This is a genomic window from Flavobacterium sp. W20_MBD1_R3 (assembly GCF_052119725.1).
Classification (GTDB): domain Bacteria; phylum Bacteroidota; class Bacteroidia; order Flavobacteriales; family Flavobacteriaceae; genus Flavobacterium.
Genome location: NZ_JBGQOR010000011.1, coordinates 58,327 through 71,406 on the forward strand (window position 1 = coordinate 58,327; position 13,080 = coordinate 71,406).

Annotated in this window: 12 protein-coding genes; 5 read left to right on the forward strand and 7 right to left on the reverse strand. The window is 33.9% G+C overall.

Annotated features, from left to right (window positions below):
- Positions 1–101: 101 nt before the first annotated feature.
- From gldG to ACEN2F_RS12800, 4 genes are all read right to left on the reverse strand, one after another.
- On the reverse strand, positions 102–1,787 hold the full coding sequence (gene gldG, locus ACEN2F_RS12785; protein WP_441739683.1) for a gliding motility-associated ABC transporter substrate-binding protein GldG: 1,686 nt from the start codon (positions 1,785–1,787) through the stop codon (positions 102–104).
- Positions 1,787–2,512, reverse strand: coding sequence for a gliding motility-associated ABC transporter permease subunit GldF (gldF, locus tag ACEN2F_RS12790; protein WP_441739686.1), 726 nt, complete (start codon positions 2,510–2,512; stop codon positions 1,787–1,789). The genes gldG and gldF overlap by 1 nt, the downstream gene beginning before the upstream one ends.
- 82 nt (positions 2,513–2,594) lie before the next feature.
- Positions 2,595–2,891 (reverse strand): putative quinol monooxygenase, encoded by a 297-nt coding sequence (locus tag ACEN2F_RS12795; protein ID WP_073354958.1) that lies wholly within the window; start codon positions 2,889–2,891, stop codon positions 2,595–2,597.
- 51 nt (positions 2,892–2,942) lie between these two features.
- Complete coding sequence (locus tag ACEN2F_RS12800) at positions 2,943–3,770, reverse strand: SAM hydrolase/SAM-dependent halogenase family protein (RefSeq protein WP_441739690.1); 828 nt, start codon at positions 3,768–3,770, stop codon at positions 2,943–2,945.
- Positions 3,771–3,953: 183 nt separating this feature from the next.
- Here ACEN2F_RS12800 and ACEN2F_RS12805 point away from each other — a divergent pair, with 183 nt between their 5' ends.
- The 4 genes from ACEN2F_RS12805 (at position 3,954) to ACEN2F_RS12820 (ending at position 9,365) form a co-directional block, all read left to right on the forward strand.
- A complete protein-coding gene (locus ACEN2F_RS12805; protein ID WP_441739692.1) occupies positions 3,954–4,904 on the forward strand; it encodes a PhoH family protein in 951 nt (316 codons plus the stop codon).
- Between the two features lie 191 nt (positions 4,905–5,095).
- Complete coding sequence (locus tag ACEN2F_RS12810; protein ID WP_441739694.1) at positions 5,096–5,911, forward strand: HAD family hydrolase; 816 nt, start codon at positions 5,096–5,098, stop codon at positions 5,909–5,911.
- Between the two features lie 48 nt (positions 5,912–5,959).
- Positions 5,960–8,308 carry a prolyl oligopeptidase family serine peptidase gene (locus tag ACEN2F_RS12815; protein ID WP_441739696.1) on the forward strand — a complete coding sequence of 783 codons (2,349 nt, stop codon included), beginning with the start codon at positions 5,960–5,962 and terminating at the stop codon, positions 8,306–8,308.
- A gap of 103 nt (positions 8,309–8,411) precedes the next feature.
- The gene (locus ACEN2F_RS12820) at positions 8,412–9,365 is read left to right on the forward strand and encodes a phosphoribosylaminoimidazolesuccinocarboxamide synthase (protein WP_441739699.1); all 954 of its coding nucleotides are present in this window, start codon (positions 8,412–8,414) and stop codon (positions 9,363–9,365) included.
- A gap of 73 nt (positions 9,366–9,438) precedes the next feature.
- On the opposite strand, the gene ACEN2F_RS12825 is transcribed toward ACEN2F_RS12820, so the two are convergent.
- The 3 genes from ACEN2F_RS12825 to ACEN2F_RS12835 all read right to left on the reverse strand — a co-directional run bounded on the left by ACEN2F_RS12825 (position 9,439) and on the right by ACEN2F_RS12835 (position 11,737).
- Positions 9,439–9,978, reverse strand: coding sequence for an SRPBCC family protein (locus ACEN2F_RS12825; RefSeq protein WP_441739701.1), 540 nt, complete (start codon positions 9,976–9,978; stop codon positions 9,439–9,441).
- Between the two features lie 23 nt (positions 9,979–10,001).
- Positions 10,002–10,463 carry a DUF1801 domain-containing protein gene (locus ACEN2F_RS12830; protein WP_441739703.1) on the reverse strand — a complete coding sequence of 154 codons (462 nt, stop codon included), beginning with the start codon at positions 10,461–10,463 and terminating at the stop codon, positions 10,002–10,004.
- 185 nt (positions 10,464–10,648) lie between these two features.
- Positions 10,649–11,737, reverse strand: a complete 1,089-nt coding sequence (locus ACEN2F_RS12835; protein WP_441739706.1) for a M42 family metallopeptidase — start codon at positions 11,735–11,737, stop codon at positions 10,649–10,651.
- Positions 11,738–11,819: 82 nt separating this feature from the next.
- On the opposite strand from ACEN2F_RS12835, the gene ACEN2F_RS12840 reads away from it, so the two are divergent.
- Entirely contained in the window at positions 11,820–12,497 is a 678-nt protein-coding gene (locus ACEN2F_RS12840; RefSeq protein WP_441739709.1) for a DUF4294 domain-containing protein, read from the forward strand.
- Positions 12,498–13,080 lie beyond the last annotated feature (583 nt).

Sequence of the window (13,080 nt, forward strand, 5' to 3'; positions counted from 1 at the left end):
GTTTTGTTTTATTTTTTAACGTATTTCTCTAAATTTGAAATACGATACATTTTACAAATATATCGTAAACTATTCTAGTTTGGAAACTTTTTTATTAACATCTATTTACTATATTTTCTTTTTCGAAGGAAAGTAAATACTACACCAAAAAGCACCAAAATAAGAATTGGAAGCCCGATAGTTAGGATTTGTGTCCGGGTATAGTTTTCATAAACTTTTTCTTTATCTAATAAAGGCAAATCAAGATCTTTGCTTCGAATGTTAATAAGTCCCGTATCATCTAATAGATAATTGACGCAATTTATCAGAAAATCTTTATTATCATACAAATTTCCAGACCTTTGGTCATAACCCAATTCTACCGGTTGAAAATTTTTATCCAATTGGTTTTTTATCAAATCTCCATCCGAAATCACAATCATTTTGTTCTCTTTTCCTGCTGCTTGAAATGTTTTTTGCTCAAATGGTAGCACTCTATTTTCAAACATAGAATGAAATGAACCTTCTAATAAAACCGAAAGTGGAATTTTCCCTTTGTTCAAGTAATCGTTTGGAGAAGTTTCTTCGGCAACGATGTTCAGGTTTATCTCTGACGGAGTTCCTATTTTTTTCGAATATTGAGACGATTGCAACAAAATGGTTTTCTTAATTCCGTTTTTCAAAGTATCGATTGGATTCGCAAAATCAAATTTGATTCCACCTAAATTTTTTACAATCGGATGTAAACTGTTTGGATATACTTGTGGCGCAAACTTCCAGTTAAATTCCTGAAATTGTGTGGCACTTCCTTGTTCTCCGGTTGCTAGTTTTATCGGACTTCCTTGTTCGTCTTTTACTACAGCAGGATTGATTCGGATGCCGTATTTAAAGAACATATCATTCAAATTCAAATCTCTTGGGTAAGCCAAAGTAGCTCCTGAAGTATTGTACAAGCTATCCATTTCTACCGAAACTTGGTCAATCAACCACAATGTTTTTCCGCCATTGATGATAAATTGGTCTAGAACTTGTTTCTCTGCATCGGTAAATGTTTCGGTAGGTTTTGCAATAACTGCCAAGTCATATTTTTCTAAAGCTTCTAAACTTCCAACAGGATTTTTGGCAACCGAATCTAATGTAAATGGTCCGATATGGTAACTTTCACGCACTTGCAAAAGAAATTTAGCCATCATAATATCCTGTAATTCACCGTTTCCTTTAATAACAGCAATTTTCTTTTGTTTGGCTTTGGTAATTTTATTCAACCCTTCTGCAATGGAGTATTCCAAATGCTGAACGGAACCAATTACTTTCTGGGTAGTTGACGCACCCATAATGTTTTTCAACAATGGAATATTTACTTCCTTGTTGTCATAAACGGCAATCGCCCATGGAAAAACCATCGCTTGAGATTGCTTTCCCTTGTCGTCAACGGTTATGTTTATTGGCGTAAGCCCTTTTTGATACAACTCTTTAATATTGTCCATGCTGGCGTCTTCGTTCTCTAATGGATCTACAAATTCAAAAACAATATTGCTGTTGTATGCCTGAAATTCTTCTAGTAATTGTTTTGTTTCTTGTTGTAAACGTTTGAATTCAGCTGGCAAATCACCTTGCATATAAACTTTAATAGACAACGGATTTTGAACTTGCTTAATGATATTCAAAGAAGTAGGGGAAAGTGTGTATCTTTTATCTTTTGTTAAATCAAAACGATTAAAGAAGGAACTTCCTATTACATTCGCAAGCACTACAACAGCAAGGATAATCAATACTGATTTTAGATTATTTTTCTTAGAAGTATTCATTACGATTTGAAAGATTTTAAATTATAAACAGTAAATGAAAGAAAGACAACGGCTATGCTTGTAAAATAAAGGATATCTCTGGTGTCTAATACGCCTCGGCTCATGCTTTTGAAATGATCTTGCATTCCTAATGATGCGATTATGGAAGAAATATTTGGAACGACAGAAGCTAATCCTTCAAAACCAAAATAGAAGAAGAAACATAAAAATACGGCAACAATAAAAGCTACTATTTGGTTATCAGATAGTGTTGAAGTAAATATTCCAATGGCTGAATAAGCGCCAATCAAGAACAATAATCCAAAATAAGAACCAATTGTGCTTCCCATATCGATATTGCCTTCCGGCATTCCTAAACTAGAAATAACAGCTACATAAATAAATGTTGGAATAATCGCCATGACAATTAAAAGTAAAGCGCCAAGAAATTTTCCGTTTACAATTTGCCAAATACTCAATGGTTTTGTCAGTAATAATTCTAATGTTCCTTGTTTTTTTTCATCCGAAAAACTTCGCATTGTTACTGCAGGAATCAGGAATATCAAAATCCATGGCGCCAAGGTAAAAAATGGAGTCAAATCAGCAAAACCGGTATTCAAAATATTGTATTCACCTTCAAAAACCCAAAGGAATAATCCGTTGATAATTAGAAAAATGGCAATTACCAAGTAACCTATTGGCGAACCGAAAAAGGATTTTATCTCCCGTAAAACGATTGATTTCATGTTTTTTGTTTAAGGTTTGAAGTTTAAGGTTTAAAGTTTCCAATCCAACAACTTTAAATCTTAAACTTTAAACTGTTTTTTTTTATTCTAAAGTAACTAATTTATCAACGCTCCACGCTTCTGGTTTGTCATTGAATAATTTCTTGGTGAATGTCCAAACATCATAAAAAAGTTCAGAATTCCGGTAATTTTCTAAATCAGCTTCGGTTTCCCAATAGCTGTAAGTAAAGAAAATACTTTTATTATTTTTATCCTGATACAATTCTAAGAAACGATTTCCGGGCGCATTTCGTATTTTATCTTTCATCAACTCAAAGTTTTCTAAAAATGCAGGAATGTGCTCCTCGTGAAAACTCAATTTTACTATTCGTACAAACATTAGATTTTTTGTTTAAAGTTTAATAAGTTTAAAGTTTTTTTACTTTAAACTTTAAACGAATTTAATTATTATAACATCTCTATAATTCAATCCTAATAGACTATTCGCAGAACCTACATTAGAAGGATTGCTTCTGAAAATTGCAATTTCCAGAAAACCAGCTTCGTTGAAAATTGCTAATTTTTCGCCTTCATATGATTTGATAGGATATTTATCAGAATTAGCAATTGAAGAATAATTAGGCAAAATAGTTTTGATGTTTTTAGTTTTCATAACAATTTCGTACGGTCTTCCTTTAGCAACTTCTATAAAATATTTTTTAGAAATATTAGTTACTACATTCCCAAAATGGTCGATGTAAATCACGTGTCCGTTCAAAGAATTTCCATCAACGGCTAGAACTGCTTTTAAGTCGGTGACTTGTTTTATTGTATTTATTTCTTTACCAATTACGTTCATCAAACCACCTTTGGCTAAATGACAGGCTACTTTTACAAAAACATCTAAGTCAGTAGCCTCATTTGGTAATCGATCATGAATATTAATCGCTACCATTTTTTGAGGCACAAATTTTTGCGAAAGCATACTCAAAATACCATTATCGGCGGCAATAAAAAAGTGATCATGCCATTGCAAAACAATATGTTTATTTTCTTTATTGTGTTCCATATCCACACCAATAAGGTGAACAGTTCCTTTTGGAAAACTTGCATACGAAGCGCTAATAATGTAACTCGCTTCTACCGTGTTGAATGGGTCTATATCGTGCGAAATATCAATGATTTTAGCTTCTGAATACTCAGATAAAATTTTCCCTTTTAGCGCACCTACAAAGTGGTCTTTTAAACCATAATCAGAAGTAAGGGTAATTATTGACATAAATTTGTTTATAACTATTGGTGTTTTGTAAACCTAATTTTTATTAAATTTGAGAAACGCAAAGCTAATAATAGTAAATTCAAAAAAGCAAAAAACAAAAGACAAATTCAAATTAAGACTACAATTATTCGCTTTGATAACAAATTTATTAATTCACTTATTTTAATTTAAAAACAACGGCATTTGAACGAAAGAATAATCGAGCTCATAGACATCGCTCCAAAAGACTTTTGGGGCGCTCAAGACACTCATCTTGAAACAATTAAAAAATATTATCCGAAATTGAAAATTGTCGCTCGGGGAACAACTTTAAAGGCTTTTGGAGAAAAAGAAGTTTTGGACGAGTTCGAAAAACGTTTTCAACGCCTAATGGTGCACTTTTCGAGGTACAACAATATTGATAACAATGTAATAGAGCGCGTTATTCTTGGCGATGTTCAGGAAGACAGAAAATTTCAAGGTCAGGATAAAATATTAGTGCATGGAGTAGGCGGGAAAATCATTAAGGCTATGACTCCTAATCAGCAATTGTTAGTCGATACTATGCAAAAAAATGATATGGTTTTTGCCGTTGGACCAGCAGGAACCGGAAAAACGTATACGGGTGTTGCCATGGCCATCAAGGCACTGAAAGAAAAACAAGTTAAACGAATTATTTTAACACGTCCCGCAGTTGAAGCAGGGGAGAACCTTGGTTTTCTGCCAGGTGATATGAAGGAAAAACTGGATCCGTATATGCAACCGTTGTATGATGCGTTGCGGGATATGTTACCCAATGAAAAACTCGAAGATTATATTTTAAAGGGAATTATCCAAATTGCGCCTTTGGCATTTATGCGCGGAAGAACGCTGGATAATGCTTTTGTAATTTTGGATGAAGCTCAGAATACTACACATTCCCAAATGAAAATGTTTCTTACCCGTATGGGGAAAAGTGCTAAATTCATGATTACTGGAGATCCTGGGCAGGTCGATTTACCTCGAAGAACCATTTCCGGACTCAAAGAAGCCTTATTGGTTTTGAAAGATGTTGATGGAATCGGAATCATTTATCTGGATGACAAAGACATTGTGCGTCATCGATTAGTCAAAAAAGTGATTGATGCCTATAAAATGATTGAGAATAACGATTAGGCAAACACACAATGTTTGTTAGAGTCGGAAAGCGAGTTTATTTTTAGTGAAAAATGATCCCGCTTTCCGATTTATTATTTGAAAAACCAATGCGATTATTCTATCTGGTTTAAATAAAATCCAAATGATTCCTTTCGTTTCTCTTAAAAATGCAATAAATTTGGAATTAATCAAATCTCAGTTAAAAAAAAATGCTTTTAAAAGAAAAAATTAAAGTAGTTATTAGTGATTTAGACGGAACGTTACTTAATTCAGATCACAAAATATCTCAATACACTAAAACTGTTTTTCAAGAACTTCACAATCAAAATTATTTAATCATTGTAGCGACAGGCCGCCATCACTTGGATGCGATTCCAATTGTTGCAGGATTAAATGTTCCTGTTTATTTAGTCACTTCAAATGGAGCACGAATACATTCTCCTGAAAAAGAGCTTCTTTTTTCTGTTAACATGGAAAGCGACGCCATAAAATCTATTTTGTCTTTAGATATAGATCCTGAGATTACCACTGTATTGTTTAGAGAAAATATTTGGCAAACGAATAAGCACAATGAAAAACTAAATGAATTTCAACCTGAAGTAAATTATCATCCTGAAGTGGTAGATTTTTCCAGTATAGAAGATTTGAGTGCTATAAAAGTATTCTTCACACATCCTAGGCATTCGAAGTTAATTGAATTAAGAGATCGAATTTTAGAAAATCACACCGGACTTTTTAGCCATGCGTTTAGTTTGCCATTTTGTTTGGAATTTATGGATAAGTCTGTAGATAAAAGTGTTGCTATTGCAAAAATCTTGGAAAAAGAGAATTTTGTTTTCGAACAAACAATTTCTTTTGGGGATGGTTATAATGATGAAAACATGCTCAAATCCTCTGGTAAAGCTTTGGTGATGGGAAATGCACCTGAAAGCCTGAAAAATAAACTTTCCCATTTAGAAGTCATTATGACTAATGATAATGAAGGAGTTGCCAAATATATAGCTCAGGAATTATTGAACAATTAATTTTTTTTACCAATCATATTTTTCATTATAATATTAAACTTCAACCAAATGAATAAAAAACTAATTCTTACTATCTGTGTTTTGTTTTCCATAACAATTCAAAGCCAAATGCTAAAACTGGAAGAAATCATGAAAGGCAACACTTTTATTGGGGTTTCACCTGAAAATGAAAGATGGTCTTTAGATGGACAGAAAGTCTATTTTGATTGGAATCCAAATAATGAATTGGGTACAAGTACTTATTTTTGGAAAAATGGATTGTCAAAACCAGAATTAGCATCCCCAACTGAAGCTGCTTTTTCAAAATTAGATTTCAAACAAACAACCAATCCTGATTTGTATTATTATATTGACAAAGGAAGACTATTTTCGTATTCCTTGAAAAGTAAAACCTCCAAAAAATTGTACCAACAAAGCAGTCCAATTGCTAATTTACAAATGGGTGCTGTAGCAGGAATATTGTATTTCAGACAAAATGAAAATCTTTTTCAGTTTAATACGAATGAAGGCTCTATTATTCAAATTACCAACTTTCGTAAAGGAAAATCGGATGAAAAAGGGATTGAGAAAGAATCTTTTTTAAAAAGCCAACAAGAGGAATTATTTCAATTTGTCAGAGATCAGGAAGCACTTAAAAAATGGAATTTAGCAAAATCGAAAACTACAAAATCTGATTTTCCAAAGCCTTATTATTATGGGAAAGATACTTTTGGAAGTTTAAAAGTGGATCCACAAGGAAATTTCGCGACCTTCAGATTAATAGAAGATTCAGAACGAAAAAGTGAAAAAATGGAACTTTTTATAACTGCTGATGGTTACAATCAAATTGAAGATACGAAGGGAAAAGTTTCGGTAGATAATTTGTTGGCAACCAAATTCGGGATTTATAACATCGCCAAAGATTCTGTTTATTTCATGAATTTTTCATCGTTGAGCCATATTCAGGATGTTCCTAAGTATTTTGAGTCCTATGAGAAATCAAAAACTGCAGCAAAAAAGGACAAACTAATCGTGGTTCAAGAACCTATTTATAATGAAAATGGTTCTTACGCCATTGCTGAAATAAGAAGTCAAGACAACAAAGACCGGTGGATTGTCAGTTTGAATTTAGAGAAAGGGACCTTTCAGGAATTAGACCATCAACATGATCAGGCTTGGATTGGCGGACCTGGAATTCCTTCCAATTCTTACGGAAGAGGAACGCTTGGATTTTTGGGAGACAATGAAACCGTTTATTTCCAATCCGAAGAAACGGGTTATTCTCATTTATATTCTTATAATTTTAAATCAAAAAAGAAAACACAGTTGACCAAAGGAGATTGGGAAGTGCGCAATGTGAATTTGTCAAAAGATAAAAAGTCTTTTTATTTGACTACAACGACCACGCATCCAGGAAACAGAAATATCTTTAAATTGGAAGTTGCAAATCCGGTTTTACAGCCTATTTTAACTAAAGATGGTGCTCATGAAGTGAGCTTGTCTCCAGATGAGAGTAGCTTATTGGTTCGTTATTCCTATAAAAATAAACCTTGGGAATTGTATGTGGCGCCTAATAAAAAGAATACAAATTTAAATCAGATAACGTCATCAACATCTGAAAGTTTCAAAGGGTATTCTTGGCGAGAACCGGAAGTCATTACTTTCAAGGCGCAGGATGGAACTCCTGTAAATGCCAGATTATACAAACCACAAACTGCGAATGCGAACAAAGCTGCAATTTTGTTTGTTCATGGTGCCGGTTATTTGCAAAACGCACACAACTATTGGAGTACATACCACAGAGAGTACATGTTTCATAATTTATTGGTCGATTTAGGTTATACCGTTTTAGATATTGATTATAGAGGAAGCGATGGATATGGGCGAGATTTTAGAACAGGTATTTACCGTTTTATGGGTGGAAAAGATTTAACAGATCAAATTGACGGCAAGAAATATCTAGTAGAAAATCATGGAATTGATGCTTCAAGAGTTGGGATTTATGGTGGTTCTTACGGAGGTTTCATCACGTTGATGGGAATGCTGACTACTCCAAAAGAGTTTGCTTCGGGTGCTGCATTGCGTTCCGTAACGGATTGGGCGCATTACAATCATGGCTACACCGGAAACATTCTTAATTTCCCTGAAACGGATCCGGATGCATACAAAAAAAGTTCTCCAATCTATTTTGCAGATAATTTACAAGGCGATTTATTGATGCTTCACGGAATGGTAGATGACAATGTAGAATACAAAGATATTGTTCGTTTGTCTCAGCGTTTTATCGAATTAGGGAAGAAAAAATGGAGTTTAGCAAGTTTCCCGGTGGAAGCACATGGATTTAAAGAAACCTATTCTTGGGTAGATGAATACAGCCGAATCTTAAATTTGTTTAATGAAACGCTGCTTAAAAAATAACTTTAAATATAAAAATGAAATTTAAGAGTTATGTTCTTTGCGAAACTCTATGAAATAGTTTTAAATTTGCAGGAACAAAAAATAAACACACACAACTAGTATAATGAGCAACACCATCACAACTACTGATTTTAATTTTCCAAACCAGAAATCTGTTTACCGAGGTAAAGTAAGAGAAGTGTATAATATAAATGATGAACTTTTGGTTATGGTTGCCACAGACAGACTTTCAGCTTTTGATGTAGTTCTGCCTAAAGGAATTCCATATAAAGGTCAAATTTTAAACCAGATTGCAACTAAATTCATGGAATTGACCCAGGATATTGTCCCAAACTGGTTGATTGCAACTCCTGATCCTAACGTTGCTGTTGGTCATCTATGTGACCCTTTCAAAGTAGAAATGGTGATTCGTGGTTATCTTTCAGGACATGCTGCTCGTGAATACGCTCTTGGAAAAAGAGAAATTTGTGGTGTGACAATGCCTGATTACTTGAAAGAAAATGATAAATTCCCAGAACCTATTATTACGCCGACTACCAAAGCCGACAATGGAGAACACGATGCTGATATTTCTCGTGAAGATATTTTATCGAAAGGAATTGTCGCTGAAGAAGATTATGTTGTTTTAGAAAAATTTACTAGAGATTTATTTCAAAGAGGAACTGAAATTGCTGCTAGTCGTGGTTTGATTTTGGTTGACACCAAATATGAATTTGGTAAAACTAAAGAAGGAGTGATTGTCTTGATTGACGAAATTCATACACCGGATTCTTCTCGTTATTTTTATGCTGAAGGATACCAAGAGCGTCAAAACAAAGGTGAAGAGCAAAAACAATTGTCTAAAGAGTTTGTTCGTCGTTGGTTAATCGAAAATGGTTTTCAAGGATTGGAAGGACAACAAATTCCAAATATGACTGATGAATATATTGAAACAGTTTCTGAAAGATATATTGAATTGTACGAAAATATCTTAGGAGAGAAATTTGTAAAAGCAGACATCAGCAATATAGATGCAAGAATCGAGAAAAATGTCTTGGAATATCTAGCGAACAGATAAAATCTTTTTCTACAAAAAATAAAAAACCGCAATTCATAATTTGAAATGCGGTTTTTATTTAGGTAAAAGTATATTATTTTTCTAAAACTGCTTTTAAGTTATTCAATCCGTCTTGCAAATCTTTTCCAAGCATTTCTTCCATGTTTAGGATCGGCAACATCAAATTCATTGGATAAGGCATTTTTCCGTTAAAACCCCATTTTACTTTGGTTTTATTTGGTGAAATAGCTTCAGTTATCATGTAGGCATTATCAGTGGATTCAATTGGAACTTTGAAACGTAATTCAAAATCGATACGTTCGCCTTTAACGATTTTTTTGATTTCCTGTTCGCCGATACCTACGTTTTTATCTTTGCTATCCCAACCTGCAATCGCGCCGATGGTCCCGTCTGTACCCGTAAATGTTTTCTTCATGGCGGGATCTTTAGAAAACCAAACGCTAAAACTATCTTGATTTTTCAAATACTTTATATAGTTGAAAACACTGTCTTTGGGTTGGTTGATTGTAATTTCTCTTTCTACTGCATATTCTTTTGGCAGAAATAAGGCAATTAGTAAAACCAATACAATGATTCCAAATAATCCTAGTAGAATTTTTTTGATGATTTTCATGATTTTAAAATTTTAATTTATGATTATTTCGTTTTTTTAAATGATGATTCATAAGTAGTAATCCATTCTTGCACTGCTATTTTTTGGACGAGTCGAGCAATTAAGTCAAACGGAATTTGGTCCATCTTTTTAAATCGGATGCAACTTTTTCCCATGTCTAATTTTTGGGTGCTGTGTTTTGGATATTCGTTGACAAACCAATTCAGTAATTCTGGCTTTGCATAAATTCCCATGTGGTAAAGCGCGATGAAATTTTTTTGAGAAGCAATAGCGATAAATGGTAACGGGAGTTTTGGTTCACAATGATATCCGTTTGGATAAATGGAATGTGGCACTACATAGCCAATCATGCCGTATGATATTTGTTCAACAAAACCCTTAGGAATATTTTCTAGAATAGTTTCTCGAAGTTTTGTAAAAGCACTTTTTCTCTCTTCGGGGATTTCTTCTAAAGATGCTTCTATTGATGTGGCGGTTGATTGCATTTTTAAGAATTGTTTAAGTAAAGTTACTAAAAAAACCGCAATTCATAATTTGAAATGCGGTTTTTTAGCCCTGATTACTTCACTTTGTTTCTACTTTTAGCGTAGTTCAGTGAACTTCGTTTGAAGAGGAAATCCCACGCTTTTTAGCGTGGATTGAAACGGATAGCGGGATTAGCTCCTAAAAACTATTTGAAATAAGAGAATGTTTCTTCGTTTTCTAACTTCAACAAGGTTTCATAAATTAATTTAATCACGTTTTCAACGTCATCACGATGGACCATTTCAACCGTGGTGTGCATGTAGCGCAACGGCAGGGATATCAAAGCAGAAGCTACGCCGCCGTTACTATATGCAAAAGCATCTGTATCTGTTCCTGTAACACGAGAAGAAGCTAATCTCTGGAACGGAATTTCTTTAGCCATAGCAGTTTCTAAAATCAATTCTCTCAAATTATTTTGAACAGCTGGTGCATAAGTTACCACAGGACCTTTACCAATTTTAGTGTCTCCTTCAATTTTCTTTTCAATCATTGGAGTAGTGGAGTCATGACAAACATCAGTAACAATGGCTACATTGGGTTTGATCGTTTTGGTAATCATTTCGGCACCGCGAAGACCTACTTCTTCCTGAACGGAATTAGTAATATACAATCCGAAAGGAAGTTTTATTTTGTTTTCGTGTAGCAAACGAGCTACTTCGGCAATCATAAATCCGCCCATACGGTTATCAATGGCGCGACAAACAAATTTGTTTTCGTTCAAAATCATGAATTCATCAGGATATGTAATCACACAGCCAACATGAACACCCATTTTATCAACTTGCTCTTTGGTTTCACAACCAATGTCAATGAATAGATTGTCAACTTTCGCTATTTCCTCTTTTCCTTTATTTCGTGTATGAATGGCTGGCCAACCAAAAACACCTTTTACAATTCCTGCTTTAGTATGAATGTTGACCCGCTTTGAAGGAGCTATTTGGTGATCTGAACCGCCATTTCTAATGACATAAATCAGTCCATCATCCGTAATATAATTGACATACCATGAAATTTCGTCAGCATGACCTTCAATTACCACCTTATATGGTGCGTCGGGATTTATAATCCCAACTGCAGAACCATATGTGTCTGTTATGAAAGTGTCAACATAAGGTTTCAGGTACTCCATCCATAATTTTTGGCCGTTGCTTTCATAACCTGTAGGTGATGCATTATTCAGATAGCTCTCTAAAAATTCAAGGGATGACTTATTTAATATTGATGTAGTGCTCATAAAATTAATTTTTTGCTAAATTATAAATTTGGCATTACAGTTGCGTTAATATTGTATAATTTTGACAATTAAAATTCCCTATATGAAGCTAATTAATTTTTTTTTATTTTTTATATTTAGCAGTATTACCGCTAATGCACAGGTAGTCCAGAAGGATACCACAAAAATGGGATATGTTTTGGGAGACGATGAATACATTCTTAATGATACTATTCAATTACCAGAAGTCATAATATATAAGGGGAAAACGGATCCTGAAGCAAGAAAGCAGTTTTTATTACTTCAAAGCAGGGTATATAAAACCTATCCTTATGCAAAACTAGCGTCTGAGAGATTGTCGAACCTGAACAAAGGAATGGCTAACCTTAAAACAAATAAAGAGAAAAAAAGATACTTTAAAATAGTTGAAAGTTATTTGAATGATGAATTCGAAGCTAAACTTAAAAAGCTTTCCCGTAAACAAGGTCAAATATTGGTAAAGTTAATTCATCGTCAAACAGGCACTACGACCTATGAGTTGGTAAAAAATCTCAAAAGCGGCTGGAAAGCATTTTGGTCTAATACGGCGGCAAGTATGTTTGATATCAATTTAAAAACAAAATACGCGCCTTTCGATGTTAACGAAGACTATTTTATAGAAACAATTTTAGTACGGGCATTTGATTCAGGAAGATTACAAAACCAAAATCCGGCCAAACCAGTTGATTATGGTAATCTAACAGATTCTTGGGAATCCAGAGCTGCTAATCTGAAAAAATAATTTTCATTAAGGCGTTCCCGTTTATAAAAAAGAGAGGCGATTATCAGAAAAGGTAATGGCCTCTCTTTTTTATAAACGGTCGGGCTATCCGCTACAAGTCCTCGAAAAGTTGCGTTTCACTTGACTTTCCTGTGGGCTATTCGCTTCTATCCCTAACGCGAGCCATGGAATCCCAGAGCATTTTGTTGTTGCTATACAAAGTACAGAACTATATATAAGGTAGAAAAAAGAAAAGCATTGTATTTATTGATTAAGTAAGGGATAACTGGTTTGAATCTTTTGGATTGTAACGGGTGACATTTTAAGGATGCAAAACGAAGTCGTACGCGGTAAATACAAGCATAATGTGAAATTCGAAAGAACAAGATGACTTAATATACAAAGATATCCATAGTTTTTTATCAATTTAGTCACCCTCTCCTGTAGAGAGGGCTGGGGAGAGGAAAAAACTTTACCATTCAAAACTCACGTTTTCAGCGGGTTAAAGTTTACTTTAACAAAAGGTCAAATAAAAGTAAAAAAAAAGCTTGTAAAAGCGAATAAACGCAGTAGTTTTGCACCCGCAATAGGGCATACGTTCATT

What these genes read in the sequence shown, in the direction of transcription:
- ACEN2F_RS12795 (WP_073354958.1), bottom strand. Translation starts at nt 2,891, where the DNA reads ATGTTTGTACGAATAGTAAAATTGAGTTTTCACGAGGAGCACATTCCT.
- ACEN2F_RS12815 (WP_441739696.1), top strand. Translation starts at nt 5,960, where the DNA reads ATGAATAAAAAACTAATTCTTACTATCTGTGTTTTGTTTTCCATAACA.
- ACEN2F_RS12830 (WP_441739703.1), bottom strand. Translation starts at nt 10,463, where the DNA reads ATGCAATCAACCGCCACATCAATAGAAGCATCTTTAGAAGAAATCCCC.
- gldG (WP_441739683.1), bottom strand. Translation starts at nt 1,787, where the DNA reads ATGAATACTTCTAAGAAAAATAATCTAAAATCAGTATTGATTATCCTT.
- ACEN2F_RS12840 (WP_441739709.1), top strand. Translation starts at nt 11,820, where the DNA reads ATGAAGCTAATTAATTTTTTTTTATTTTTTATATTTAGCAGTATTACC.
- ACEN2F_RS12820 (WP_441739699.1), top strand. Translation starts at nt 8,412, where the DNA reads ATGAGCAACACCATCACAACTACTGATTTTAATTTTCCAAACCAGAAA.
- ACEN2F_RS12800 (WP_441739690.1), bottom strand. Translation starts at nt 3,770, where the DNA reads ATGTCAATAATTACCCTTACTTCTGATTATGGTTTAAAAGACCACTTT.
- gldF (WP_441739686.1), bottom strand. Translation starts at nt 2,512, where the DNA reads ATGAAATCAATCGTTTTACGGGAGATAAAATCCTTTTTCGGTTCGCCA.
- ACEN2F_RS12810 (WP_441739694.1), top strand. Translation starts at nt 5,096, where the DNA reads ATGCTTTTAAAAGAAAAAATTAAAGTAGTTATTAGTGATTTAGACGGA.
- ACEN2F_RS12825 (WP_441739701.1), bottom strand. Translation starts at nt 9,978, where the DNA reads ATGAAAATCATCAAAAAAATTCTACTAGGATTATTTGGAATCATTGTA.
- ACEN2F_RS12835 (WP_441739706.1), bottom strand. Translation starts at nt 11,737, where the DNA reads ATGAGCACTACATCAATATTAAATAAGTCATCCCTTGAATTTTTAGAG.